This is a genomic window from Nocardia beijingensis NBRC 16342 (genome assembly GCF_001612785.1).
Taxonomy (GTDB): domain Bacteria; phylum Actinomycetota; class Actinomycetes; order Mycobacteriales; family Mycobacteriaceae; genus Nocardia; species Nocardia beijingensis.
In genome coordinates, this window is record NZ_BDBC01000012.1 from 279,884 (window position 1) to 305,269 (window position 25,386).

Annotated in this window: 21 protein-coding genes and 1 pseudogene; 12 read left to right on the forward strand and 10 right to left on the reverse strand. The window is 68.2% G+C overall.

What is annotated here, in order from left to right; genetic code table 11:
- Nucleotides 1-123: 123 nt before the first annotated feature.
- Together NB3_RS09150 and NB3_RS09155 are read right to left on the reverse strand one after the other, a co-directional pair.
- Complete coding sequence (locus NB3_RS09150) at nt 124-786, reverse strand: TetR/AcrR family transcriptional regulator (protein WP_067799451.1); 663 nt, start codon at nt 784-786, stop codon at nt 124-126.
- On the reverse strand, nt 770-1,915 hold the full coding sequence (locus NB3_RS09155) for an acyl-CoA dehydrogenase family protein (protein ID WP_067799453.1): 1,146 nt from the start codon (nt 1,913-1,915) through the stop codon (nt 770-772). The genes NB3_RS09150 and NB3_RS09155 overlap by 17 nt, the downstream gene beginning before the upstream one ends.
- A gap of 328 nt (nt 1,916-2,243) precedes the next feature.
- Between NB3_RS09155 and NB3_RS09160 the strand changes: the two genes are divergently transcribed.
- The 3 genes from NB3_RS09160 (at nt 2,244) to NB3_RS09170 (ending at nt 5,138) form a co-directional block, all read left to right on the forward strand.
- Nucleotides 2,244-3,176 carry an alpha/beta fold hydrolase gene (locus tag NB3_RS09160; protein WP_067799456.1) on the forward strand — a complete coding sequence of 311 codons (933 nt, stop codon included), beginning with the start codon at nt 2,244-2,246 and terminating at the stop codon, nt 3,174-3,176.
- Nucleotides 3,177-3,274: 98 nt separating this feature from the next.
- On the forward strand, nt 3,275-4,705 hold the full coding sequence (locus NB3_RS09165; RefSeq protein ID WP_067799458.1) for an SDR family NAD(P)-dependent oxidoreductase: 1,431 nt from the start codon (nt 3,275-3,277) through the stop codon (nt 4,703-4,705).
- Between the two features lie 46 nt (nt 4,706-4,751).
- Nucleotides 4,752-5,138: a DUF2784 domain-containing protein gene (locus NB3_RS09170; protein WP_067799465.1), complete on the forward strand. Its 387-nt coding sequence runs from the start codon at nt 4,752-4,754 to the stop codon at nt 5,136-5,138.
- Nucleotides 5,139-5,148: 10 nt separating this feature from the next.
- Here the strand turns inward: NB3_RS09170 and NB3_RS09175 are convergent, their stop codons facing one another.
- Together NB3_RS09175 and NB3_RS09180 are read right to left on the reverse strand one after the other, a co-directional pair.
- Nucleotides 5,149-5,907, reverse strand: a complete 759-nt coding sequence (locus NB3_RS09175; RefSeq protein WP_084486027.1) for a thioesterase II family protein — start codon at nt 5,905-5,907, stop codon at nt 5,149-5,151.
- A gap of 177 nt (nt 5,908-6,084) precedes the next feature.
- A complete protein-coding gene (locus NB3_RS09180) occupies nt 6,085-6,939 on the reverse strand; it encodes an NAD(P)H-binding protein (protein ID WP_067799468.1) in 855 nt (284 codons plus the stop codon).
- A gap of 87 nt (nt 6,940-7,026) precedes the next feature.
- Here NB3_RS09180 and NB3_RS09185 point away from each other — a divergent pair, with 87 nt between their 5' ends.
- Nucleotides 7,027-7,473, forward strand: coding sequence for a MarR family winged helix-turn-helix transcriptional regulator (locus NB3_RS09185; RefSeq protein ID WP_067799470.1), 447 nt, complete (start codon nt 7,027-7,029; stop codon nt 7,471-7,473).
- 93 nt (nt 7,474-7,566) lie between these two features.
- Here the strand turns inward: NB3_RS09185 and NB3_RS09190 are convergent, their stop codons facing one another.
- The gene (locus NB3_RS09190) at nt 7,567-8,109 is read right to left on the reverse strand and encodes a hypothetical protein (RefSeq protein ID WP_067799472.1); all 543 of its coding nucleotides are present in this window, start codon (nt 8,107-8,109) and stop codon (nt 7,567-7,569) included.
- Between the two features lie 568 nt (nt 8,110-8,677).
- Here NB3_RS09190 and NB3_RS09200 point away from each other — a divergent pair.
- Together NB3_RS09200 and NB3_RS34925 are read left to right on the forward strand one after the other, a co-directional pair.
- Entirely contained in the window at nt 8,678-10,018 is a 1,341-nt protein-coding gene (locus NB3_RS09200; RefSeq protein ID WP_174553179.1) for a CoA transferase, read from the forward strand.
- Nucleotides 10,019-10,883: 865 nt separating this feature from the next.
- The gene (locus NB3_RS34925; protein ID WP_157111654.1) at nt 10,884-13,103 is read left to right on the forward strand and encodes a hypothetical protein; all 2,220 of its coding nucleotides are present in this window, start codon (nt 10,884-10,886) and stop codon (nt 13,101-13,103) included.
- Here the strand turns inward: NB3_RS34925 and NB3_RS09210 are convergent.
- Complete coding sequence (locus tag NB3_RS09210) at nt 13,091-14,119, reverse strand: IS630 family transposase (protein WP_307694044.1); 1,029 nt, start codon at nt 14,117-14,119, stop codon at nt 13,091-13,093. The genes NB3_RS34925 and NB3_RS09210 overlap by 13 nt on opposite strands.
- A 40-nt stretch (nt 14,120-14,159) precedes the next feature.
- Entirely contained in the window at nt 14,160-14,735 is a 576-nt protein-coding gene (locus NB3_RS09215) for a TetR/AcrR family transcriptional regulator (protein WP_067799478.1), read from the reverse strand.
- A gap of 118 nt (nt 14,736-14,853) precedes the next feature.
- Between NB3_RS09215 and NB3_RS09220 the strand changes: the two genes are divergently transcribed.
- The 4 genes and pseudogenes from NB3_RS09220 to NB3_RS36115 all read left to right on the forward strand — a co-directional run.
- Nucleotides 14,854-15,906 (forward strand): nucleoside hydrolase, encoded by a 1,053-nt coding sequence (locus NB3_RS09220; RefSeq protein WP_067799480.1) that lies wholly within the window; start codon nt 14,854-14,856, stop codon nt 15,904-15,906.
- Nucleotides 15,903-16,787, forward strand: a complete 885-nt coding sequence (locus NB3_RS09225) for an amidohydrolase family protein (RefSeq protein ID WP_067799483.1) — start codon at nt 15,903-15,905, stop codon at nt 16,785-16,787. The genes NB3_RS09220 and NB3_RS09225 overlap by 4 nt, the downstream gene beginning before the upstream one ends.
- Nucleotides 16,788-16,978: 191 nt before the next feature.
- Nucleotides 16,979-17,119 carry a hypothetical protein gene (locus NB3_RS36110; RefSeq protein ID WP_244891820.1) on the forward strand — a complete coding sequence of 47 codons (141 nt, stop codon included), beginning with the start codon at nt 16,979-16,981 and terminating at the stop codon, nt 17,117-17,119.
- A 15-nt stretch (nt 17,120-17,134) separates the two neighbouring features.
- Nucleotides 17,135-17,413, forward strand: a pseudogene (locus tag NB3_RS36115) (endonuclease/exonuclease/phosphatase family protein); the annotation flags it as partial.
- A gap of 22 nt (nt 17,414-17,435) precedes the next feature.
- Here NB3_RS36115 and meaB read toward each other — a convergent pair.
- From meaB to NB3_RS09245, 3 genes are read right to left on the reverse strand one after another with little or no spacing between them, the layout of a single operon-like run.
- A complete protein-coding gene (gene meaB / locus NB3_RS09235; protein WP_067799488.1) occupies nt 17,436-18,479 on the reverse strand; it encodes a methylmalonyl Co-A mutase-associated GTPase MeaB in 1,044 nt (347 codons plus the stop codon).
- Nucleotides 18,476-20,755 (reverse strand): methylmalonyl-CoA mutase, encoded by a 2,280-nt coding sequence (scpA, locus tag NB3_RS09240; protein WP_067799492.1) that lies wholly within the window; start codon nt 20,753-20,755, stop codon nt 18,476-18,478. Before scpA ends, meaB begins: the two co-directional genes overlap by 4 nt.
- Complete coding sequence (locus tag NB3_RS09245) at nt 20,755-22,611, reverse strand: methylmalonyl-CoA mutase family protein (RefSeq protein WP_067799495.1); 1,857 nt, start codon at nt 22,609-22,611, stop codon at nt 20,755-20,757. Before NB3_RS09245 ends, scpA begins: the two co-directional genes overlap by 1 nt.
- Nucleotides 22,612-22,791: 180 nt before the next feature.
- On the opposite strand from NB3_RS09245, the gene NB3_RS09250 reads away from it, so the two are divergent.
- Nucleotides 22,792-23,478 (forward strand): TVP38/TMEM64 family protein, encoded by a 687-nt coding sequence (locus NB3_RS09250; RefSeq protein WP_067799498.1) that lies wholly within the window; start codon nt 22,792-22,794, stop codon nt 23,476-23,478.
- 412 nt (nt 23,479-23,890) lie between these two features.
- On the forward strand, nt 23,891-25,386 hold a 1,496-nt coding region (locus NB3_RS09255), incomplete at its 3' end, for a condensation domain-containing protein (protein ID WP_157111656.1).

The following is a 25,386-nucleotide window of genomic DNA, read 5'->3' on the forward strand; positions in this document are numbered from 1 at the left end:
TGGTCGACCGGCCACCGGCCTGACCGCAACCTTCCGAGGAAGATTCGTGGCGGATAAGACGACGTCGACCGGGCGGGCTACCCCGCGGTGGCGCGGCGGGGCCGAGGATTTGCCGGCTCGGGGTCACTGACTGCGGTCGACCTTGGGCAGCGATTCGGTGACCAGCGTCAGCAACATGTCGCACAACAGTTCGTGCACCTGCGCGCGGGTGAGCGTGCCGCGGGTGATCCATTCCCGGCCCGCGACCTTGACCAGCCCACCGTAGGCGCGCACCATCGCGCGCAGTTCGGCGTCGTGCGCCGAATCGGCGAGGCCGACCATCAGCAGCAGGCGCTCGGCCGCCGCGTCGTCGGCGGCATCGAGGATCTGCTGCACTTCCGGATCGTCGCCGACGCCCTCGTGGCTGGTCACCTTCACCCAGGTGCTGCCGTGCTCGGCGATGGTGTCCAGCAGCCAGCGCACACTGGCGTCGACTCGCTCCCGCCAGCTGCCGGTGGGCACCACCATGTTGTCGAGTTTGGGCAAGGTCACCATGCGCCGGACCACCGCGAGGTAGAGGTCGCGCTTGTTGCCGAAATAGTGGTTGATCAGACCGCGCGCGACGCCTGCGCGCTGCGCCAGTTCGGCGGTGGAGACGGCCGCGTAGGGGCGCTCACCGAACATCTCGATCGCGCAGGCGAGAATCTGCGCGCGCCGCTCGTCGGGTTCGAGTCTGCGGCGGCGCGGTAGCGCCGGGTCGGCGCCACCGTCCGCGGCCGCACTCCTGGTGTCAGAGAGACCGGGCAATGAGATCCTTCATCACCTCGTTGCTGCCCGCGAGGATGCGCAGGACGCGGGCGCCGGTGTAGAGCTGGGAAATCGGATACTCCGTCATGTAGCCGTAGCCGCCGAACAGTTGCAGGCAGCGGTCAACCACGATACCGAGCTGATCGGTCAGCCAGTACTTCGACATGGCAGCGCTGGGAATATCGAGTTCGCCGCGCAGGTGTTTGCCGATGCAGTCGTCGAGGAAGGTGCGCGAGACCTTGGTGATGGTCGCGCACTCGGCGAGTTCGAACTTGGTGTTCTGCATCGCGAACAGCGGTTTGCCGAACGCTTCGCGGCCCTTGGTGTAGTCGACGGTGAGCTGCACCGCCTTCTCCATCATCGCGACCGCGATGATGGCGGTGACCAAGCGCTCCTGCGCGAGCATCTGCATCATCTGATAGAAGCCCTGGCCCTCGGCGGCGCCGAGCAGGTTGGACGCGGGCACCCGCAGGCCGTCGAAGAACAATTCGGCGGTGTCCTGGGCCTTGCCGCCGATCTTGTTCAGGATGCGCCCGCGCTTGAAGCCGGGGGTGTCGTCGCCGACTTCGGCGAAGATCAGCGAGACACCGGCCGCGCCCTTGGTCGGGTCGGTCTTGGCGGCGATGATGATGCCATCGCAGAGCCAGCCGTTGGTGATGAAGATCTTCGAGCCGGTGATGACGTACTCGTCGCCCTCCCGTACCGCGCGGGTCTTGATGTTCTGCAGGTCCGACCCGGTGCCCGGCTCGGTCATGCCGATGGACAGCACGATCTCACCGCTCGCGGCCTTGGGCAGCACGCGCCGCTTGAGCTCTTCGGAGCCGAACTCGTACAGGTACGGCGCGATGATCGAGCTGTGCACGGGGATGCCCATCGATCCGTCCCCGGCGCGGGCCTGCTCCTCGATGATCGCGGCCTCGTGCGCGAAGGTGCCGCCGCCACCGCCGTATTCGGCGGGAATCGCCGGGCACAGCAGGCCGAGTTCACCGGCCCGGTTGTACAGCGCGCGGTCGGGGTGCCCTTGGGCGACGAATTTCTCCTCATGGGGCACGACCTCCTTCTCGAAGAAGGTCTTCGCCAGGTCTCGTACCGCCTCGACCTCGTCGTCACTCCATGCCGCGCGCGCCATCGCTCGATCCTTTGCTAGCTCCGGTCCGGCCCCGTCGCCGGTTCCGCCCCAGATTCCCGAACTATTGGCGAGTTGTCAACAAGGGGCGCGCGCCCGCTCACCCCTCCCGGTGACCAGGCCCGGCCGGACGCGGCGGCGGGCGGTCCGGCGGCCGACCGGAAGCACCGCCGTCCATACGGCGCCACCGGCGGTGAGCTGCGCCATATTCGGGCGTTTCACCTTTCCCTCCAGGGGTCAATCCTTCGTAGTGTCCGTATCGGAATCACCGACGTCGGGCACGACGGCGACGTGTCATCGGAGCGGTAGCGGCAGCGAATGAGGTAACGACATGACCGAATTGCTCGACACCACCGAAACGCCCCGGCCGGACCGCACCTGGACGGTCGACCGCGACGGCGCCGAACTCGCCGTCTTCGAATGGGGTGATGCCGCCGGGGAGCCCCTGGTACTGGTGCACGGCCTGACCGACACCCATCGGGTGTGGTCGACGGTCGCGGCCCTGCTGGCCGACGGCTTCCGGGTCATCACCTATGACGTACGCGGCCATGGCGATTCGGCCGTTCCCACCACACCGTCGCAGTATCGCCTCGGCACGCTGGCGGAGGACTTCTTCGCGGTGATCGACACCGCCAGCCCGCACCGGCCGGTGCACGCGTGCGGTCACGGCTGGGGCGCGGTGCAGCTGTGGGAAGCGGTCTGCCACGAGCGGGCCAACACCCGCGTCGCCTCGTTCACCGCGATCGCCGGTCCCAACCTCGATCATCTCGGTCTGTGGTTGCGCGCGCTGGCACCCCACGCGGGCCGTGAGCTGCGCGACCTCGGCTGGTGGGTGCACGGCGCGCGCTGGGCGCTGACGCCAGGTCCGATCGCCCGCAGACTCTGTCCGCCCCGCGTGCGCGCCCTGCTCGTGGACCGGCTCGGCGGGGTGACACCGCTGCCCGCGCGGATCGCGCCCACCTGGCGCGGCGATCTGCTCGCAGGCGCGCGCATCGCGCAGGCGAATCTGCTGCATCATCTGGGCAAGCCGCGGGTGCGGCGGACAGCGGTTCCGGTTCAGCTGCTGGTCGACACCACCGATCCATTCGTCCCGGCCGCCGTCTACGACGCTTCCGCGCGCTGGGTCGACAAGCTGTGGCGCTGCGCCGTCCCGGCGGATCACTGGTTGCCGATCACCGAGCCCTTGTTGGTCGCGGAGGCGATCGCCAACTTCGTCGACGATCTGCGCGCCGATCGCGCCGCGATCACCCCGCGCAGCAACTGAGCGCGGCGTACCGGCCGGGGCGCGGGCAGCCAGGTGGGCGGGTTTGCGACAATGGGCCGGTCGTCTGCCCAGCTCGATGAAGGATGTCCCCAGCCCCGATGGCCGAAAGCATGATTGACCCCGAGGACCTCGCGACCTGTCTTCGGGTCCTGGAGCAGGCCGGATCGTTGGAGAAGGATCATCCCGACTCGGTGCTGGTGCAGCGTGCGGTCGGGCACATGTTCAAGAAACTCAAGCAGCGGCGCCGCTCCGAGGCGCGCGCGGCGGTGTCGGCGGCCGACCGCGAGGTGGTCGCCGCGACCGCGACCGGCTCACCGAACCGGATCGATGACGAGACCGCGGGCATCCCGATCAGCTCGAGCACGAGCGGAGCCAGCGCGGGCACCTTGATCCGCCCGCGTCCCTGCTACATCTGCAAGCAGCGCTACACCCGGGTCGACGCCTTCTACCACCAGTTGTGCCCGGAGTGCGCGGCGCGCAGTCACACCAAACGCGACGCCCGCACCGATCTGACCGGGCGGCGGGCCCTGCTCACCGGCGGCCGCGCCAAGATCGGCATGTACATCGCGCTGCGATTGCTGCGCGACGGCGCGCACACCACCATCACCACCCGTTTCCCCAACGACGCCATCCGCCGTTTCGCCGCGATGGACGACAGCGCCGACTGGTTGCACCGGTTGCGCGTCGTCGGCATCGATCTGCGCGACCCGGCCCAGGTGGTCGCCTTGGCCGACGACGTCGCCGCCCAGGGCCCGCTGGACATCCTGATCAACAACGCCGCGCAGACGGTGCGCCGCTCCCCCGGCGCCTACAGCGCCCTGGTCGAGGCCGAATCGGGACCGTTGCCCGCGGGCGCGCTGCCGGAGGTGGTCAGCTTCGGCAAGACCATGCAGGCGCACCCCACCGCGCTGACCGCCTCGCTCACCCCGGCGCTGACCGCCGCCGACGTCGCCGAACTGGCCTTGGTCGCCGGGTCGGCGACCCCGGAACGGATCGCGCGCGGCGTGGCGATCGACGCGGGCGGCCTGGTGCCGGACCTCGCGCACACCAACAGCTGGGTGCAGACCGTCGCGGAAGTGGACCCGACCGAACTGCTGGAAGTGCAGCTGTGCAACTCGGTCGCGCCGTTCATCCTGGTCTCGCGCCTGCGTCCGGCAATGGCCGCCGCCGCGGCGCGCCGCAAGTACGTCGTGAACGTCTCCGCCATGGAAGGACAGTTCTCCCGCGCGTACAAAGGCCCGGGACACCCGCACACCAATATGGCCAAGGCGGCGCTGAACATGCTGACCCGCACCAGCGCCAGGGAGATGTTCGAGCAGGACGGCATCCTGATGACCGCGGTCGACACCGGCTGGATCACCGACGAGCGCCCGCACTACACCAAACTCCGCCTCGCCGAGGAGGGTTTCCACGCGCCGCTGGACCTGGTGGACGGCGCCGCGCGGGTCTACGACCCCATCGTGCAGGGTGAGAACGGCACGGATCTGTTCGGCTGCTTCCTCAAGGACTATCAGCCCTCCCCGTGGTAGCCGCGGAGGCAGGCTCCGCCGCCCGGCGGGGGGCTACCCTGGAGGCGTGCTGTACCGGCTGTTGGCCGACGCCACCGCCGTCACGCATTTCGCTTTCGTGACCTACGTGGTGGTCGGCGGATTCCTCGCGTGGCGCTTCGGGCGCACGATCTGGCTGCACCTGCTGGCGGTCTGCTGGGGATTCAGCACGATCGTGTTCGGCTTCGACTGCCCGCTCACGCATCTGGAGAACTGGGCGCGCGAACGCGCCGGGGAGCAGCGGCTGCCGTCGAGCGGATTCATCGACCACTATCTCACCGGCGTGATCTACCCCGAGAACGCACTCGGACTGGTGCGGGCGACGGTAGCGGCGCTGGTGGTGGCGTCCTGGATCGGCTACGCGTTGGCGCTGCGCCGACGGGCCGCTCCGGCCGGTGCGCACGCCCCGCGCTGACCACGGGCGCTCAGGCGCCGAGGTGGCGGCCGACGAAGTCGGCCACCTGCGCCCCGTGCTCGTCCAGATAGAAATGCCCGCCGGGGAATGTCGCACGGTCGAATCCGCCGCTGGTGTGCGCTCGCCATTCATCGGCCTGTTCGGGTCGCATCGTCGGGTCCTCGGTGCTGACCAGCGCCGCGATGTCGGCGCGCAGCGGCTCTCCCGGCCGGTAGCGATAGGTCTCGACCGCTTGGTAGTCCGCGCGCACGGCGGGCAGCACGAGTTCGGCGAGGCCGGGCTCGGTGCGCAGCATCTCCAGCGGAGCGGGATCGGTCGCCAGCAGCACCAAGTCGTCGATGAGGTCGTCGTCGGAGGCCAAGTGCAGCCGCTTCGTCTCCTCGAATGTCGGTGCGGGACGGCCGGACACGAACAGGGTGCGCACCGGCTGCCCGGCGCGCTCCAGTTCGCGCGCGGTCTCGAAGGCCACGGTCGCGCCCATGCTGTGCCCGAACAACGACAGCGGCTCCTTGCGGCCCTGCGCGAGCACCTCCCGCGCGATCCGATCCGCCAGCGCGAGCAGGTCGGTGATCAGGTCGTCGCCCAGCCGGTCCTGCCGCCCGGGGTACTGGACCGCGCAGACCTCGACGCCCGCGCCGAACCGCTGGGCCAGATCCCGGTATGCCGTGGCCGAGCCGCCGCCCGGCGGGAAGCACAGCAGGTGATGCCGCACGGCCGCATCGGATCGCAGGGTCCGCAACCACTCCGAGTCGGTGCTACCGCTCGCCACTTTCGATCTCCCTTCGGTTCCGCCGTCCCGCCGCGCGGCCGGACCAGACCACGGTAGTCGCCCACGGCCGCCGGAGCGGGTCCATGCCTCGAGGTGACCCCATGGCCGCCTCGACCGTGCGGGCGGCGCGCCGCGGCAGGGTTCCGGCCGGACGGGCGGGCATGGCGATCCCGCCAATCAGCCGACGCCGAACGCCTCCGCGTTACGGGAGCACCAATCCGCGAACGAGCGTGGTGGGCGTCCGGTCAGCTGTCGCACCGTGTCGGTGCGCAGACCGACGGTGTCTTTTCGCATCACGGCGAACCACTCGACGATCGCCTCCGCCAGAGCATCCGGGGCGCCGCCGGGGAAGCGGGCGCGCACCGCCTCCTCCGCGGTCGCGACCTCGCGCACCGCGATCGCGCGGCCGAGCGTCCCCGCCAGGATCTGCACTTGCTCGGGCACGGTGAGAACCTCCGCGCCGGTGAGGGTGTACTCCCGGCCCGCGTGCCCGTCCCCGGTCAGGACGGCCGCCGCGACGGAGGCGATGTCGGCCGGGTCGATCGGCGCATGCCTGCCGAGGCCGACGGGATTGAGCACATACCCGCCTTCGCGGAGGGTGGGAATCCACTCCAGCGCGTTGGTCATGAACCCGCCGGGGCGCAGGAACGTCGCGGGGATGCCCGAGGCGCGGACGAGTTCCTCGCGTTCGTGATGCCACCGGCCCATGGCGGGCATGGGATCGCCCAGGACGTGGGCCGACGACAGATGCACGATCCGGCGTACCCCGGCCGCCGCGGCGGCCTCGACCGCATGCCGGACGGGCGCGATGCCTGTTCCGGGTGTCAGCAGGAAGAGTGCGTCGATGCCCGCGAACGCCGCCGGCAGCGTCGGTGGTTCGTCGAGGTCGGCCACCACATGGTGGGAAGGTTGCGGCAATTCCGCCGCGCGGCGCGGATCACGCACCAGCGCCCGGAACGCCGCCCCTTGCGCATGCAACTGCCGCACGAGCTCTCTGCCGATGTTTCCGGTGGCACCGGTGACCAGTATCATCTCTCTCCTGAGATATCGTTTGCCGACTAATGATTAGAAACGTTAGCCGGTTAACGATCACGTCGTCAATCCATCCGAGGTGTCCTGATGCCGGAATTCCTTGACCTGCACGGCAGAACCAACAAGGTCGTGCGCGCCGCCGTCGAGGGCGTCCTGCGCAGGCACGGACTGCATCTCGGTCAGGATCACCTGCTGGCGGCGCTGTGGGAGCGCGATGGCCGGACGCCGGGAGAACTCGCCGCCGCGCTGAACGTCAGCACGCCCACCGTTGTCAAGATGGCCACCCGCATGGCCGAGGCCGGACTACTCGAACGCCGCCGGGACGACAAGGACAGCAGGCTCGTCCGACTGTGGTTGCTGGACGCGGGCCGCCGCCTGCGCACCCCGATCCGAGCCGAACGCCGATCTCTCGAAGAGCGCCTCACGGCATCCCTCACCGCGACCGAACGCGAGCACCTGCTCACCGCTCTGGCCAAGATCCACCGCGCCGCGATCGATATCGTCGACGAGCCGGTCGAACCCGTCGAGCATTGACGACGCGGCGAGGCGCGCCTGGAGTGTGCCCACCCCACGCGGGCGGTCCGAAAGATCTCTCGCACGGATGCGGCGTCCGCGGCAGCGGGCGGCTCAGACCTCGGAGCGGCCGGTCTGGGCGAGGAGCCGTTCGAGTTCGGCGATCCGCTTGCGGTAGTCGGCCAATTCCGCCAGGCGGGCACTCATTTCGTCGGTCAGCTGAGCGATCCGGCCCAGGTAGCGGTGCGCGGGGTGGTCGGCCCAGTAGGCGCCGGCGCGGCCGTACTCCCGCGCGCGATCGACGTCCTGCGCGGTGACTCCCGCCGCCACCGCGTCCGTCGCCGCCGCCGCGAGCGCCGCCTCGAGCTGCCGCACGCGCAATCGCGTCGCCTGGTCGTGACCGGCGGTCCCGAGCGCCGCCCGCTCGGCGGCGAGGTCCTGGATCTCCCGGAGGTATCCGGCGTTCTGCGCGTCCTGCACGGCCATCAGTTCGTAGTCGAGGGTGATGGGCGCGGTGCGAACCCGGTCCGGCAGCAGAGCCGCGCGCGGTCGCAGGTCGATGCCGAAGACCGGAACTCGCTCCCGCGCGGGAGAACCCGACTTCTTCCTGATCGCCGGGACCGTGTATTCCGCACTTCCGGCGTAGACGTTCGTCATCGTCGACCTCACCTACGACCGCCGCGCCGCGACCGGCCGTCCTCTGCCCCGCTGCCCGCACGCCACGGGCGAGTCGTCGGATCGGCGCGGCGGCACCGCGCCGGGTGCTGCTTGCAGCATGGGGGACATCCTGGCCGAAGCCTCCGGTTCGGCGCGCGCCACTATCCTCACTGGCGAGAAATCCGCTGGCACAGTCGCTTTCGCCGGGGGGTAGCGCCGAACACCGGTCCGGCTCCCCGCCACCGCGCGGGACTCGGCAAGCATCCTGCGGACGCCGCGCCCGTCAGCATTTCGTCCGCTATCTCGGCGGCGCCGGTGGGCGATCCGGCGGTCACCGGCCGAGCGCCCTGGCGATCCGGACCGGGACGAGCGCGCCATCCGGTCGCCGACCGCACCACCGCATCGAGTCGCTACGCGCCCGCGCGCGAGCCGCGCCGCAGTCCGAAACGGATCGTCGCAGGTGGCGCCACCGAACGGCGCCACGACGCGGCCGCCGAGGTCCGCACCGGCCGCCGCCGCGGCGACCACGGCGTCCGAGTTCGCCGCGGCGGCAACTAGGCTGAAGCGAGTGAACACGCACGCACGGCTCGTCCAGGACTACGAGGCCGGTATCGGTGTCACCGCCTCGCGGATCTCCCCCGCGCCCGATCCGGGTAGCAATCTCGCCGCGACATTGCCGGTGTGGGCGCTCGCCGCCGGTTCGGTCGCGGCGCTCATCGCAGCGGCCGACCGCATGCGCGCCGCACGCGGTCTTGACCCGGTGGCCCATCGCATCGACCCGGACCGCATCACCGCGTCCTTTTCCAGCGAGCGTCTGTTGCGCATCGGCGGCCGGGTGCCGACACCGTTCGCCGACCTCTCCGGCTTCTTCCCCACTTTCGACGGATGGGTTCGCACGCACGCCAACTATCCCCATCACCGGGCTCGGCTGTTCGCCGCGCTCGGACTGCCCGACTCGGCGCCCGTCGACCTGGCCGTGGCCCAGATGGCCATGATCCGGGCCTCCGACCTGGAGGAGCTGGCCGCCGCGCAGGGCGCGATCGCCGTCCGGGTCCGCACCGAGCAGGAATGGACGGCGAGCCCGGAGGGACAGGCAGCGGCGGCGGGCCCGTTGGTCGCGATCGACCGGCGCGCCGACCGCGGTGAAGCCGGATTACCTGCGGGCGGCACGCCTTTGCAGCCACTGCGCGGATTGCGCGTGCTCGATCTGACCAGGGTGATCGCGGGCCCGGTCGCCACGCGGGCGCTGGCCTTGCTCGGCGCGGAGGTCTTGCGGGTCGACCCGCCGCAACTGCCCGAGATCCCCTGGCAATTCGCCGACACCGGCCAGGGCAAGCGCTCGACATTGGTCGATCTGCGCATCGACGGCATCGATGAGCTCGTCGCCGCCGCCGATGTGCTGATCACCGGATACCGGCCGGGCGCGCTGGAACGCGCCGGGGTGCGGGCAGCCGCCCGCGCCGGGTTGATCCACGGGCGGGTGTCCGCGTGGGGTGAATCCGGTCCGTGGGGTGAGCGGCGTGGCTTCGACAGCATCGTGCAGGCCGCGTCCGGCATCTCGATCCTGGAGGGCGCGCCGTCGGTGCCCGGCGCGCTGCCCGCGCAGGCGCTCGACCACGCGTCGGGTTATCTGCTCGCCGCCGGTGTGATCGACGCCTTGGTCGCCCGCAGCGACGACGGCGTCGGACGGGACGTGCGCGTGGCCCTGGCCCGCACCGCGTCGTGGCTGCTCGGCGCGCCGGACCGCACACCGCGTCACGCGGGGGCCGCGCAGCCGAACGCGGCGCTGGGGGTACGGCACGGACAGGTCGTCACCGCGCCGCCTGTGCTCGCCGAATACCCGGACTACGCCTGGCCCGCGCCCGCCTACGGCGGGGACCGTCCGGCCTGGCCACTGCCCGCGCACTGAGTCGTCCCGCCGGGGGCGCCGCGGAATCCCTGGCGGCGTCCCGGTTGAGGACGATGGTGTGTTGCCGCGCTCGTTATCCGCGCCGACAGCTCTCCTGGATACGGCAGACCGCTACCCACCCCCTGGCACAGGTCCAACAGCGGAACAGTGCATAGATCGCATGCCGATCCGTACTGCGGCGGGATGTCACGTCGCGGGCATGGGGCCCCGAATTCTCCGGCGGATTCCTACGCGGAGTCGGCGTCGAGTCCAGCTCGAGGTCGGCCGGATCGTTTCGGGGCAGGTAGGAGCGGTTCGAGCCGTTGGGCATCGGTCAGGTCCTCGCGCCGCAGCGCTACTTCGGCTACACGCCCCAGCTGTGGCATACGCCGTGTTTGTCAATTGTGAGCTGGGGCTCTTCCCATTGAGCCGATTTGATCTCGACCATGTCGGCGGAGCGGTGTGCTCCCCACTTTACTAGCCCAACCTGCTCGAACAGGTAGTCGACAAAAACGTTGTTGCCCGTGGAAGACGCGGCGACCAACTGTCTGCTGTATCATGCTCGCCGCCTTCCTCCAAGAGAGCATGCCTCCAGGCCGCCATGTGGCAACACCGCACAGCACACGCTGATTACTCTCGTGCGGCACTCGGCGTAACCCGCCGGACTTGGCCCCCAGACTCGCAACTTCGCAAAAATTCCAGCGTCGCATCCTCGACGTCCCGCCACTGACCCTTTAGGGCAATGAGAGGGAGGATAGAATAGAACCGTCGTGCGACTTCAACTTCGCAGCTCTCCCAACAATCGGCCATCGCAATCAGCAAAAAAAGACCAAACAGGGGCTGGGTGAGCGTTAGCGTAACGATTCTTGAACCGGAGGTGACCGAGATGACACAATTCGATATTTACGACCGAATCGGGCGAGACTTCAAAATGTCGGCCGGGAACGTAATAGGGCTGCGAAACACAATCGAGACGGCTGTCGGGTTCGCGGGTGTGTTTACGGCGGGTGTGGGGCTGTTCGATTCGGCGAAGACTCTACTCAAAGCCTTCGGGCTGATTGAAGACGAGGCAGCGCAGATGAAGCTTCAGCTCGCCGAGATCGACAAGAATGTAAAAATCATCGTCAAACGGCTCGGCGAGGAGTCCGAGGAAGGAAAAATTCATCGTCGGACCCAGTGGAAAAGGTCTGTCGTCGCTTGTAGCGAGGCTACAGATGCATTGAGGACGAGCCGGTCTCCAGAGCATTTCAGACAGGCCGCCGACGCGGTTAGGGAGCTGGCGAGTGCGCTATCCGACATGCTGGTCTGGGGGGAGGACTTGGGCTTTGGCCCTCGAACGACAACCGCAGGGCACGTACCGTTTGTAATGGAGTCTCATAAAGTACAGGGCTGGCGTCCTTCTTGGGCGTTGTCGGAACATTGGTTCCAATACGCAAGTGTGATGCGGACGGTCAGCGGATTTCCAGCGCCTACCGCAGAGCTCCAACGGATCTGGGACCCGGGTCATTTTGTCGATTTGGTTGCAACAGGATTACGTGAACTGCTTGCTGGATTCGCTGTCGTGGAACCCGCCTATCGTTCGACTGGGACCCAACTGCATGCACGCCTTCGGAAGTTGACCGAAGGGTTGAGCGTATTCATAACCACGTGGGAAAGGATGCTTCTGATAACGCCTGTTGAACTGCAGATTCGCGATGACGGATATATTTGCCATCCCTATTACTTCTGGTATCCCAAGGACCTTCGTGGACGGATAGCGTTGGGGGTTGCAGATTTGGCCACAGGGGCAACAACACTTGACGTCCAATATCCGGTACCGGCTACCGCAGATGCCGGTGGAAATATAGGAGGAGGACCTTTCGATACCCCGGCGCAGTACGTCACGGATGTCGAGGCGGCGAGAGCGAAGGCTGAGTTCGACCTCCAGCGGATGGTAAACGAAATGAAGTCACGGATCGGAATAAACAATCTGCGGAATCTTCATACCGAACTGAGCGAGTTGTGCGAGAGCCCCAGTCGATCGCAATTTTGTAAGCTACGCGATTTCGAGAGCGTCAGCGCTTGGGGATGGCAATGGACTACTCCAGAGGAGATAACGATAAACTCTCCACTTATTGCAAGTGCAGCCGGAGCGGTCGGAAAAAATTACAAGGCAACGCGATGGTCACAGTTGTTCCACAAGCAGTTCCGGATTCCAATGGCGCGGCGGATGGATATGTCCCTCGCCCAGCTCGGTTATAGAATTAATCTAAATATCGCAAGGGTCGCCACGGAACCGGCAGAACTCGACCTGAATGTGTGCCAGTTCGATACATGGGACCTTCCTGGTATCCACCCCACTGCATCTGAAATGTTTCCTGTTAAACATTTCGATCAAATCTTCTCCGTTCCGGATGCGAAATTGTTCGAAGTCGTACAGACCGACACTCATACATCGGCAGATGCCACCGCCCTCGACGCCCAGAAACCGAGCCTTGAAGTTGGTCGCATCTTCGTGGACAAAGGTAGCGGACCGGTTTCTGTCCATGTCAAGATTGATACTCGGATCGACTTCAACACGTCGGATCACGCATACGTCGGATTCGCCGAAGTGCTCATCGAACTACATAACCCGGGTGATCATAAAGACAGTTTCATTGTTGAACTCGAGGTGTACGAAACCGGGCTTCTATCGTCCAACGGCAAGCAGATCGAGCAGTATGCCGATGGAGTCACCCTCCACATGATTCCGACATTCCTGGTAGCCGAGGACGCCTACTTCATCGACATGATGAGAGGTCAAGCCCAGGTTCGCAACACTCTTAAGGATGTTCCGCCACTCGTGAAGTATGACTGGCCTTTACAAATCCCGGACGGTGACCCGTTCAGCCCGGTCTATTCTGCGAAAAGTCTCGATGCGATAGTCAACGCTGTAGAAGCCTTACAACAAACACACCCGGAGGTCCTCGCACCGATCATGCTGAGGCACTTGCCGACGCCTCGCGTCCAAACCCCGGTGTGGTCGGTTGGCGAGGCAAAGGACTACGCGCTGCGCGCGCTCCACCCAGAAGCGATGCCCCATGACTCTGATAGTGATGACTTGGGCGGCGACCGCTACAGCAGGTGATTACATCGACCACCTCGCACTATGCGCCGCCGCACATGATCCAACCGCGTAGGCGGCGATGTTTTGTGAACCCCATGTCGGGTGACCTGATCGGTGAGGTAGCCGAACCAGCGTTCAACCTGGTTGAGCCAGGACGAGCCGGCCGGGGTGAAGTGCACATGGAACCGGAGGTGACGCGCGAGCCATTCGTTGACGATCGGGGTCTTGTGGGTCGCCAGGTTGTCGCAGACCAAATGAACGGCCAAGTCGGCGGGTACCGACTTGTCGATCGAGACCAGGAACTTCTTGAACTCGGCGGCACGATGGCGGCGGTGCAATTCCCCGATCACGGTGCCATCGGCGATGGTGAATGCCGCGAACAGGTTCGTGGTGCCGTGGCGAGCGTAGTCGTGGATGCGACGCTCGGGCATGCCCGGCATCATCGGCAACACCGGTTGTGAACGATCCAGGGTCTGCATCTGCGATTTCTCGTCCACGCACAGGACAACGGCTCGCTCCGGCGGGCTGCGGTACAAGCCGACCACATCCACGACTTTCTCCACGAACAGCGGGTCGGCCGACAGTTTGAATCCGTCGACCAGGCGCGGTTTCAGATCGAACCGCCGCCAGATCCGCCCGATCGGCGATTTCGACACCCCGGTCCGCTCGGCCATCGACGCCCGCGAACAATGCGTGACATCACGCGGAGTCCACTCCAACGTCAACGCCACTACCTGCTCCACCCGATCCAGCAGTATCAACGGCGGCCGACCTGGGCGTGGCTCACCGGCCAGACCGGCCAGACCGTGCTCGATGAATCGGCGCCGCCACTTCGCCACAGTCATCGGCGTGATACCTACCGCAGCGGCGACATGCGCGTTCGCCGCACCCGGCTCCGCACACCCAGCACGATCCGGCACCGCAACGCATACGCCTGAGTCGACGTCGCCGCCCGCGCACCCCGCACCAACTCCCGCCGCTGCGCCTCGGTTACCACCAAATCCGGCCCGACCTCGGCCGCCCCGTCTTGCCTCCACCGAATCCTACGATTGATAAACGGATTTCAGGCGCGGCACACTAGCCCTCACCTCCCGCCAGTGCGGCGACCGCCTGTGCCAGGCGGTCGCCGTCCGGGAGGTCCGCCTCCGGCGCGATGGTTTGCAGCACGCCGAGCCCCTGGACGAGCACGAAATACAGCTCAGCGATCGCCTCGGCCTGGTCCTCGCTCAGCTGTGGGTGCGTCTGCCGTAGCGCGTCCGCCATCTCCCGGTAGGCCCCCGGCAGGCTCTGGGCGAAGAACTTCTGCGACTCCGGCGAGCGGGCGACGCGAACCAGGTTCTCCATGCTCGCCAGCATGCTGTCGCGGTTCTCGGTGAACACCGCGGGCATGCCGTTCCACAGCGCGGTGAACGCCGCCAGCGGCGCGACGCCGACGCCCTCGCGAATCTTCTGCTCCATGCTGTCGCCGATCGCGGTGCCGAGCGAGTCGGCCAGCGCCTCGGTGATCAACTGGTCCTTGGAGCCGAAGTGGTACCCGATCGCCGCCAGGCTCACCCCGGCCGCCGAGGCGATGTCGCGGGCGGTCGCCTTGGCGATGCCCCGCTCGATGATGACTTTCCGTGCTCCCGCCAGCAGATCCTCGCGATTTCCCATGCACCGAGGCTACAACGTCTTAGACATACGTACTAGACGTATGTGCTACCACCTGCGATCACCGGGCTATCGGCACCTCGGCGGTCGCACCGGCGCCCCCGCTCGCTAGTCTCGTGCCGTGCGGCAGAAGATCATCCTGGACGTCGACACCGGCATCGACGACTCGCTCGCGCTGCTGTACCTGCTCGGCTCCCCCGAGGCCGAGATCACCGGGATCGCCGCCACCGCGGGCAACGTCGCGGCGGCGCAGGTGGCGGCGAACAATCTGGCGTGGCTGGACGTCTGCCACGCGCCGGACATCGAGGTCGCGCTCGGCGCGGCCGAACCGCTCGCGATCCCGCTGCGCACCACCGAGGACACGCACGGACCCCAGGGCATCGGGTACGCCGAACTTCCGCCGTCGGCTCGCCGTCTCTCGCCGCGATCGGCCGCGCGGATGTGGGCGGAGCTGGCGCGCGCGCATCCCGGCGAGATCGTCGGACTGTGCACCGGGCCGCTGACCAACCTCGCCCTCGCCTTGCGGATCGAACCGCGGCTGCCGCTGTTGCTGGACCGCCTGGTGATCATGGGCGGCGCGTTCAACCATCCGGGCAACACGACACCGACCAACGAGTGGAACGTGCACGTCGACCCGGAGGCCGCCAAGGAGGTCTTCGACGCCTTCGCCGCCGCGCCCCCACAGCGCAGGCCGATCGTGTGCGCGCTCGACATCACCGAGACCATCGAGATGCGGCCCGAGCACCTGGTCCGCCTGGCCGAACGCGCGAAGAGCTATCCGGTGGAGGTCGTCTCGCCCGCCGACCCGCCCGCGGCCCGTTCGGCGGCGAGCAACCCGATCGTCCGGCACGTCACCGACGCGGTGCGTTTCTACTTCGATTTCCACCACGGCTACGACCTGGGCTATCTGGCCCATATGCACGACCCGTTCGCGGCCGCGGTGGCGCTGGACCCGGCGCTGGCCCGCACTCGACCCGCGACGGTGGACGTGGAATTGGCGGGCACCATCACCCGCGCGACCACGGTGGCCGACTGGGCGGGCATGTGGGGCCGGGAACCGAATGCCGACATCGTCGTGGGCACCGACCCCGAGGTGTTCTTCGAGCGACTGATCAGCCGGGTCGGCGACCTCGCCCGCACGGTGCATCCGCCCGCGCCGCAGGAGGTCCGATGAGCGCCGCCGACGACACGACTTATCTGTCCGCCTTGTGCGACCGGCTCAGGCTGCCCGGAATCATCGACGTCCATACGCATTTCATGCCCGACCAGGTCATGCGGAAGGTGTGGGCGTACTTCGACTCGGCGGGCCCCCTGATCGGCCGGAGTTGGCCGATCACCTACCGCGCCGACGAGCAGGTCCGCCTGAAGACGCTGCGCGGCTTCGGGGTTCGCGCGTTCACCGCGCTCGTCTACCCGCACAAGCCGGACATGGCCGCGTGGCTGAACGCATGGACCGCCGACTTCGCGGCACGCACGCCCGATTGCCTGCACACCGCCACCTTCTTTCCCGAACCGCGGGCGGCGAGCTATGTGCGGGAGGCCGTCGAGCACGGCGCCCGCGTCTTCAAAGCACACGTTCAAGTCGGCGGCTACCATCCGGGCGATCCGCTGCTGGACCCGGTGTGGGGCCTGCTGGAGGACGCGCGCGTCCCGATCGTCATCCATTGCGGCTCCGGCCCCGCGCCGGGAACGCACACCGGGCCGGAACCGATCGCCGGTGTGCTGCGCCGTTTTCCGCGCCTGCGCCTGATCGTCGCGCACATGGGCACGCCGGAGTACTCCGAATTCCTCGATCTGGCCGAGAAGTACGCCGAGGTGCGGCTGGACACCACCATGGTGTGGACCGATTTCTCCGAGGCCGACGCCCCGTTTCCGGTGCACGAGCACGGCAGGCTGCGAGCCTTCGCCGACCGCATCCTGTTCGGTAGCGACTTTCCCAACATCCCGCATCCCTACGGTCATTCGATCGAGGCGCTCGAACGGCTCGATCTCGGTGACGACTGGTTACGCCAGGTCTGCCACCACAACGCGGCGGCGCTGTTCGGCCTCGACTGACCGGTGTCGACCGGCTCGGGTCGCCATGACCGTGAGCCGCTGGGCCGTGCGGGAATCAGCCCGAGCGCACCTGCCCGCAGCGGTCCTCACCTACGGCGTCTGAACGGCGCGTCTCCCCCGGCAGAACCGCGACCGGGACGGGAATATGGAGCAGCTACCCCCTGACGGAAACCGTGGAGTACGACGGGTTCGTGCTGACCCAACTGTCGGCGACCGCCGACGTTCCCGGCCTCGGTCCGGTCGCGGTGTACGCCTTCCATCCGGTCCCACCGGTGTACGGCACCCTGGTCTGGGCCGACGAATTGTCCCGCCTGCGAGCGATTCTCGACTGATCGCCCGCCGATCGACCGGCGATCGCGGGCGGCGATTTCAACGCGACCTACGACCATCGGCAGTTCCGCGCGATGCTGTCCGGCCGCTTCGGCGATGGCGCCGAGCAGGCGGGCGCCGGACATCTGGTCACCTATCCGACCGACAAGCGGTGGCCTCCGCTGGTCGGCATCGACCACATTCTCGTCGCCGGCGGTAGCGCGGTCGCGGCGCAGACCGTGGGGCTCCCCGGCGCGGACCATCGCGCCTTGGTGGCGCGGATTCGACTGAACGGCCGTCGACCCTCGTCGCGGTAGGCCGGAACGGGGTCCCGCCGGGTCAGCGGCCGTCGAAGGCGTTCAGCAGTTCCTCGGCCGCGAGCGCGGCCGTGAGGGTGCCGTCGCGCACCTGCTTTTCCACTTGTGCCCGAATGGCTTTCACGTCCGGGTTGTCCGCGAGCCTGCGCAGCAGCTGGTCGTGCACCATGGTCCAGGTCCAGTCCACCTGCTGGCGGCGACGCTTCTCGTCGAACTCACCGGCGTCGGTGAGCACGCGGCGATGTTCCAGCACCGTGTCCCAGAACCGGTCCAGGCCGATGCCTTCCAAGCCACTCATGGTGAGCACCGGGGGCCGCCACAGCGCGTCGTGCGGGTGGATCAGGCGCAGCGCGCCCGCCAGTTCCCGGGCCGCGGATCTGGCCTCGACCTCGTGCTTGCCGTCGGCCTTGTTCACCGCGACCAGGTCGGCGAGTTCGAGCACGCCCTTCTTGATGCCTTGCAGCTGGTCGCCGGTCCTGGCCAGAGTCAGGAAGCAGAACACGTCGACCATGTTCGCGACGGTGACCTCCGACTGCCCCACCCCGACGGTCTCCACCAGGATCACGTCGTAACCCGCCGCCTCGAGCAGCACGATGGTCTCGCGGGTCGCCTTGGCGACGCCGCCCAGCGTGCCCGCCGTCGGGGAAGGCCGGATGTAGGCGTCGCGCTGCACCGACAGCCGCGCCATCCTGGTCTTGTCACCGAGGATGGAACCGCCGGTCCTGGTCGAGGACGGATCGACCGCGAGCACCGCGACCCGGTGCCCCCGCTCGATCAGATACATCCCGAGCGCGTCGATGAAAGTCGACTTGCCGACGCCGGGAACGCCGGTGATGCCGACTCGGTTGGACGGCGCGCCCCCCGCACCCGCCTCGGGCGTCACCTTCAGCAGCAGCTGCTGCGCCAGCGCGCGGTGATCGGCCCTGGTGGATTCCACCAAGGTGATCGCCCGCGCCAAAGCGGCCCGCTCGTTGGCGCGGACCGCGGTGGCGAGGGCGTCGACGTCGATCGCCCGGCGCGCGGCCCCCTTCGGGGTGTCGCGCGCCGGGGAACCCGCTTCGCTCATTCCGTCGCGGCGGAATCCGCGGCGCCGCTGCCGAGTTCGTGACCGAGTTCGGCGCCGAGCTTCTTGAGCAGGTCGATCGCCGCGTCCGCGATCACCGTGCCGGGCGGGAAGATCGCCGCCGCGCCCGCCTGGTACAGCTCGGCGAAGTCACCGGGCGGGATGACGCCGCCGACGATGACCATGATGTCGGGACGCCCGACATCGGCCAGTGCCTGCCGCAGGGCGGGCACCAGCGTGAGGTGGCCCGCCGCCAGCGACGACACACCGACCACGTGCACGTCGTTGTCGGCCGCCTGCTGCGCCACCTCTTCCGGGGTCTGGAACAGCGGGCCCACGTCGACGTCGAAGCCGAGGTCGGCGAAGGCCGTGGCGATCACCTTCTGTCCCCGGTCGTGGCCGTCCTGACCCATCTTCGCGACGAGGATGCGAGGCCTGCGCCCCTCGGCCTCGGCGAATTCCTCGACCAGCTCGCTCGCCTTGGTGATGTTGGTGACCTTCCCTGCCTCGTCGCGGTACACACCGGAGAGGGTACGGATCTCCGCCTGGTGGCGGCCGTACACCTGTTCCAGCGCATCGGAGATCTCGCCGACGGTGGCCTTGGCCCGCGCGGCGTCGATGGCCAGCGCGAGCAGGTTGTTCGCCATGCCGCCCTCGGAAGAGCCCGCGGCGCGGGTCAATTCGGCCAGCGCCCGCCGCACGGCGTCGGGGTCGCGCTCGGCGCGCAGGCGGCGCAGCTTCTCGATCTGCTCGGCGCGCACCCGCGAGTTCTCGACCTTGAGGACCTCGACCTGCTGATCCTCTTCGACCTGGTACTTGTTGACGCCGATCACCGGCTGCTGCCCGGTGTCGATGCGCGCCTGGGTGCGCGCCGCGGCTTCCTCGATGCGCAGCTTCGGGATGCCCTCGCCGATCGCCTGCGCCATGCCGCCGTGCGCCTCGACCTCCGCGATGTGCGCGCGGGCACGGTTGGCCAGCTGGTGGGTCAGCCATTCCACGTAGTACGAGCCGCCCCACGGGTCGATCGGGCGGGTGGTGTTGGACTCCTGCTGGATCAGCAGCTGGGTGTTGCGGGCGATGCGGGCGGAGAAATCCGTGGGCAGCGCCAGCGCCTCGTCGAGCGCGTTGGTGTGCAGCGACTGGGTGTGGCCCTGGGTGGCGGCCATCGCCTCGATGCAGGTGCGCGCGACGTTGTTGTAGGCGTCCTGCGCGGTGAGCGACCAGCCGGAGGTCTGCGAATGGGTGCGCAGCGACAGCGATTTCGCGTTCTTCGGGTCGAACTTCGCGACCAGCTCGCTCCACAGCAGGCGCCCGGCGCGCAGCTTGGCGACCTCCATGAAGAAGTTCATGCCGATGGCCCAGAAGAACGACAGCCGCGGCGCGAACTCGTCGACCTCCATGCCCGCGTCGATGCCGGCCCGGATGTACTCGACCCCGTCGGCGAGGGTGTAGGCCAGCTCCAGGTCGGCGGTCGCACCGGCCTCCTGGATGTGGTAGCCGGAGATGGAGATCGAGTTGAACTTCGGCATCTTCGCGCTGGTGTAGGCGAAGATGTCGGAGATGATCCGCATCGATGGCTTCGGCGGGTAGATATAGGTGTTGCGGACCATGAACTCCTTCAGAATGTCGTTCTGAATGGTTCCGGCCAGCTGCTCGGGCGCGACGCCCTGCTCCTCGGCGGCCACGACGTACAGCGCGAGGATCGGCAGCACCGCGCCGTTCATCGTCATCGAGACGCTGACCTGGTCCAGCGGGATGTGGTCGAACAGCTGGCGCATGTCCAGGATCGAGTCGATGGCGACGCCCGCCATGCCGACGTCACCCTGTACCCGCGGGTGATCGGAGTCGTAGCCGCGGTGCGTGGCCAGGTCGAACGCGACCGACAGACCCTTCTGGCCCGCCTGCAGGTTGCGCCGGTAGAAGGCGTTGGAGTCCGCGGCGGTGGAGAAACCCGCGTACTGGCGGATGGTCCACGGCTGGTTGACGTACATCGTGGGGTACGGTCCGCGTACGAACGGCGCGACGCCGGGCACGCTGTCGAGCGGATACCCCTCGGCCGCGATCGCGTCCCGGTCGGCCTTGGTGAACACCGGCGGCACGTCGATGCCCTCGGGCGTCGACCACACCAGCTGCTCGGGGGCGTACCGGTTGGCCGCCGCGGCCGCGCGCACGTACTCCGTCACCTGCGCCGCGTCGACGGCGGCGGGCTCCGGCGCCCTCTCGGCCAGCGGCACGTCGGCGAAACTGCCGATCACGTGCTTGATCTCACGAGTAGTCATCAGGCTCCCACCTTCTCCAGCAGGCCGGACAGCGCGGCGACGGCGTCGATGCGCGCGGCGAGGAATCCGTCCGGGCGCTGCGCGTCGTCCAGGTCGGCGACGGCCTTCGCCGCACCGGCCAGCAACACGGTGGGCACGCCCGCGGCGCGCAGTTGCTCCACCGCCGCACCGGCTTCGGTTCCGTAGCGCTTGTCCGAGCCGCACAGCACCGCGATCGGCGCGCCCGCTTCGGTGGCCGCCGCGGCGATTCCCTCCACCGTGAGCGGCCCTGGATTGATCGACTCGATGCCGCCCGAAGCGAGCAGATTCGCGATGAACGTGACCCGCACGTTGTGCTCGGCCACCGAACCGAGCGGCACCAGCAGCGCTTTCGGCCGCGCGCCGTGTTCGGCGAGGTAGGCGTCGGAGCGGTCGCGCAACCGCTCGAACGCGGCGCCGTAGCGAGCGACCCGGCCGGTCCGCCGCGCCGCCTCCGACAGCGGCCGCTCGGCCAGGTTCGGGAATTCGTTCACGCCGGTGACGGCGGTCTTGCGGTGCGCGACATCGGTGTCGCGAGCGGCCTTCGTCTCCGCGACGCGCTCGGCGAGCAGACCGGACTCCAGCGCGGCGGGGTAGCCGCCTGCCGCCTCGATCTCCTGGAGGAACTCCCACGCCTTCGCCGCCAGCGCGGCGGTGAGGTCTTCGACGTACCAGGACCCAGCACCGGGGTCGGCCACGTGACCGAGGTGCGATTCCTCGAGCAGCAGCAGCTGGGTGTTGCGGGCCATGCGGTCGGCGAACGCCTGCGAGACGCCGAGTTCGCCGGGCGGCAACGCGGCGTCGAACGGCAGCACGGTCACGGTGTCGGCGCCGCCGATGCCCGCTCCGAACGCGGCGAGCGTGGTGCGCAGCATGTTCACCCACGGATCGCGCTGACTCATCATGGCGGCGGAGGTGACCGCGTGCTGCGGCGCGCCGCCGAAATCCGGTGCGCCGCAGACCTGCGCGACCCGCGCCCAGAGTTGCCTGGCGGCACGGAACTTCGCGATGGTGGCGAACTGGTCGTCGGTGGCCGCGAACCGGAACTCCAGTTGCCCCAGCGCGTCGGCGATGTCCAGGCTCTCCGTCAGCGACCGCAGGTAGGCCAGGCCAGCGGCGACGGCCGCGCCGAGCTCTTGTGCGTCGGAGGCGCCCGCGTCGTGGAAGACGGTGCCGTCCACGGTGATCGCCCGCACCGTCTCCTGCCGCCGGGCCGCTTGTCCGGCCAGCGCGACGGCCTCGGCGAGACCGATGTCGGCGAGACCGGCGAAGCGGCTGGTCAGCGGCGCGGCGCCGAGCGAGACCAGGATGTCCTCGCGCGCGGGAGCGGTGTAGCCGTCCAGCGCGGTGAACACCTGCGCCGCCGCGGCGGCGACCTCGTCGCCCGCGTCCAGCGTGAGCGGGGCGAGCTCGAAGAGCAGGCCGCTCAACGCGGTCGGCAGATCCGCCACCGGCACGCCGCGCTCGCCCGCACCGAGCCAGATCGCGCTGATCCCGTTCTCCAGTCCGGCCAGGATCTCGCGGTTGGCCGCCGCGGCGTCGCGCTGGGCGAACCGCGCGCTGACGAACCAGCCCCGGTGCACGTCGCGCGTGGCGTCCCGGCCGCGGACGAAGGGGAAGGTTCCCGGCAGGGGCTGCTCCGGCAGTTCATCGCGCCGGGTGTAGAGCGGCGCGACGGTCAGCCCGTCATAGGTCGTCGCATCGAGCAGTCGCTCGGGCTCCTCGGGAAGTTCGCTCACGTCGACACGGCGAGCCTTCGCCAGCACCCCGGCAACGCCCTTGCGCCATGCGCCGTATTCGGGCACCGGGTCGGTCCCGGCAGCAGAAGCAATCGGCATAGCTTGCTGTTCCTCTTCCTCACCACGGGCGCACCGCCAGTGCGCGCCCGAACCCTCACATTCGCCCAGCTCAGCGACTACTTCGGTTAACGGGCATTCGTCCCGCTTCCACTGATGCTAGCGGGAGTGTTCCCAGCCGGTTGACCCTGCCCGCCACTACCAACCGGTAACCTGTCGGCCGTGACGAGGCTGATCCGTGACCCGCGTATCGTCGCGCTGATCGTCGGCGCGGTGGCGCTGTTCGGCGCCGCGCTGCTGGTCCCGCTGCCGTCGCCGCGTCAGGTGCAGGACTGGGCGACGTCCGTCGGCCCGGTCTTCCCGTTGCTGTTCTTCCTGGTCCACGCGCTGGTGACGGTGGCGCCGATCCCGCGCACCGTGTTCACCGTCAGCGCGGGACTGCTGTTCGGTCCGCTGCTCGGCATCACGCTGGCGGTGGGCGCGACGACCGTCAGCGCGGCCCTGGCGATCCTGCTCATCCGCGCGCTGGACCGCAACCAGGTCGCGGCCCGGCTCACCCATCCCGCGGTGCGCGCGATCGATGAACGTCTCGCCCGGCGGGGCTGGCTGGCGGTCGGCTCGTTGCGGCTCATCGCGGCGGTGCCGTTCTCGGTGATCAACTACTGCTGCGGCTTGTCCTCGATCCGTTTCTGGCCGTACCTGATCGCCACGGTGCTGGGCGTGCTGCCCGGCACCATCGGGACCGTCATCCTCGGCGACGCGCTCACCGGAAGCACCCATCCGGCGATGCTCGCGCTGTCCGGCGTTTGCCTCGCGGTGGGGCTGGCGGGCTTGCTCGTCGACGCGCGCTGGAAGACGACAGTCCCCGCTTCGGTGGACATCCCCGAACCCATCGCGGCTGCCGACTGAGCGACGCTCGATCCGTGGCCGATTCCACCGGAACCGGGGTCACGTCCGCCCCAGCCGCCGCGCAACCCGGCGGGAAATGCGGGAAATTCGTCGGCGCCGAGAGTAGAACACATCAGTGATAAAGGACGGAGCGCCCGTCCTCTCTCCAGACCATGATTCGCGCGCGGCACCGCAATTGACGCTACAACGGACGTAATTGACGCTACAACGGACGTAATTGACGCTACAACGGACGTAATTGACGCTACAACAGCACATTTGACGCTACAACGGCAGCATCGACCGAGTCGGACCGCAGTGCAGTTCGGCGGCTACCGCGTCGCATAAGCCTCTCCGCTGTGGCGGTTCCGCGCACCGAACCTGTCGATTTCGAAAATTCGGCAACCATTTGCCGCTCTGCATCGTGGTTTAGGTGTACGCGAACGAACCGGTCGGATTAAACTATCTTCCGGTCGGGTCTGGAGGCAAGGTGATGACCGTTCAGCGACCGCAGTTCGACCCCGACCCGAGATCGAACACCGGACCGGACGTGTCGCCACCAGAGCCTGTACCGCTGTCAGCCGGACAGCGGGGGCTGTGGCTGGCGCAACGCTTGAGTCCTGACGTCCCGATATGCGAGGCGCAATACGTCGAGTTCCACGGCGAGCTCGATCCCGAACTTCTGCGTTCGCTGATGATTCGCGCGGGTCTCGAGTTCCAGTCAGGGTATTTGCGGCTGGTCGAGGTGGACGGTAGCCCGCATCAACTGTTCGATCCGTCACTGGCTTCGACGGGGCCGGTAATCGATACGCGTGCCGAACCCGATCCCATGGCGGCAGCACTGAAGTGGATGCGCGACGAATACACCGCACCGCTGGATATGGCTCGGGACCGGTTGTGGGCGGGGGCGCTTCTGCAGGTCGGCGATCGACATTACCTGTTGTACAGCAGAGCCCACCACGTCGCGGTGGACGGCTACGCCGCGATGACGATGTTGAACCGGCTCGCGGAGTTGTACACGGCCGCCGTGGAGGAACGGCCGCCGGAACCGAACCGGGCGGCGGACCTTCGCACACTGTACGAGGCCGACCGCACCTATCGGGAGTCGAAGCGGTTCGCCGACGACCAGGCATATTGGGTGGACAAACTCGCCGATGTCGCCGGTGACGAATCCAGTCTGGCGACCGGCTACGCGCCACCGCGCGCGGACAGCGTGGTCGCGATGGCCGAACTGCCGACGGCGCTGGTGGGGCGGATCGCGGACGCCGCGAAAGCGCTCGACGCGAGCCCGGCCGCGGTGGTGATCGCCGCGTTCGGTTGCTATCTCGCCCGGATGACCGGCCGGGACGAGGTCCTTGTCGATGTTCCCGTGTCCGGCCGAACCACAGCCGTCCTGCGCCGGTCCGGCGGGGTGTTCGTCAACCTCGCGCCGCTTCCGCTCGCACTCGGCGAGGAAGACACGGTCGCGACGCTGGTACGGCGGGTCCAATCCGACCTGGTCGGAGCGTTGCGCCACCAGCGGTGCGGCCTCGCCGATATTCGCGCCGCCACCGGATCGCGCGGGCAGCGGCGGTTCGCGGGCCCGATGGTGAACGTCATGTTCTTCCCCCAGAAGATCCGCTTCGGCGAGTTGACCGGGGACTTCCACATCCTCAGCTCCGGGCCGGTCGAGGATCTCCTGGTCAACCTGTATCAGACCGGAGAACCGCCGCGGACGATCCTGCACTTCCTGGCCAATCCCGACCGCTACACCGGCCCCGAACTGTCCGCGCACCACGACAAGTTCGTGGAGTTCCTCGACGAGTTCGCCGCCGCGGCGCCGGGCACCGACCTCGCACGGATCCACCTCGGCAGCGCGCGCGAAGCGGCCCGGATCCGACGCCGCCGCGACGACCTCGTCTTCTGGCGCAACGCCCTCGCGGACCTTCC

Excerpts from the sequence above, each read along its gene's own strand:
- NB3_RS09215 (WP_067799478.1), bottom strand. The coding sequence starts at position 14,735 with ATGGGAAATCGCGAGGATCTGCTGGCGGGAGCACGGAAAGTCATCATC.
- NB3_RS09155 (WP_067799453.1), bottom strand. The coding sequence starts at position 1,915 with ATGGCGCGCGCGGCATGGAGTGACGACGAGGTCGAGGCGGTACGAGAC.
- NB3_RS09180 (WP_067799468.1), bottom strand. The coding sequence starts at position 6,939 with ATGATACTGGTCACCGGTGCCACCGGAAACATCGGCAGAGAGCTCGTG.
- NB3_RS09245 (WP_067799495.1), bottom strand. The coding sequence starts at position 22,611 with ATGCCGATTGCTTCTGCTGCCGGGACCGACCCGGTGCCCGAATACGGC.
- scpA (WP_067799492.1), bottom strand. The coding sequence starts at position 20,755 with ATGACTACTCGTGAGATCAAGCACGTGATCGGCAGTTTCGCCGACGTG.
- NB3_RS09190 (WP_067799472.1), bottom strand. The coding sequence starts at position 8,109 with ATGACGAACGTCTACGCCGGAAGTGCGGAATACACGGTCCCGGCGATC.
- meaB (WP_067799488.1), bottom strand. The coding sequence starts at position 18,479 with ATGAGCGAAGCGGGTTCCCCGGCGCGCGACACCCCGAAGGGGGCCGCG.
- NB3_RS34925 (WP_157111654.1), top strand. The coding sequence starts at position 10,884 with ATGACACAATTCGATATTTACGACCGAATCGGGCGAGACTTCAAAATG.
- NB3_RS09185 (WP_067799470.1), top strand. The coding sequence starts at position 7,027 with ATGCCGGAATTCCTTGACCTGCACGGCAGAACCAACAAGGTCGTGCGC.
- NB3_RS09165 (WP_067799458.1), top strand. The coding sequence starts at position 3,275 with ATGGCCGAAAGCATGATTGACCCCGAGGACCTCGCGACCTGTCTTCGG.
- NB3_RS09160 (WP_067799456.1), top strand. The coding sequence starts at position 2,244 with ATGACCGAATTGCTCGACACCACCGAAACGCCCCGGCCGGACCGCACC.
- NB3_RS09225 (WP_067799483.1), top strand. The coding sequence starts at position 15,903 with ATGAGCGCCGCCGACGACACGACTTATCTGTCCGCCTTGTGCGACCGG.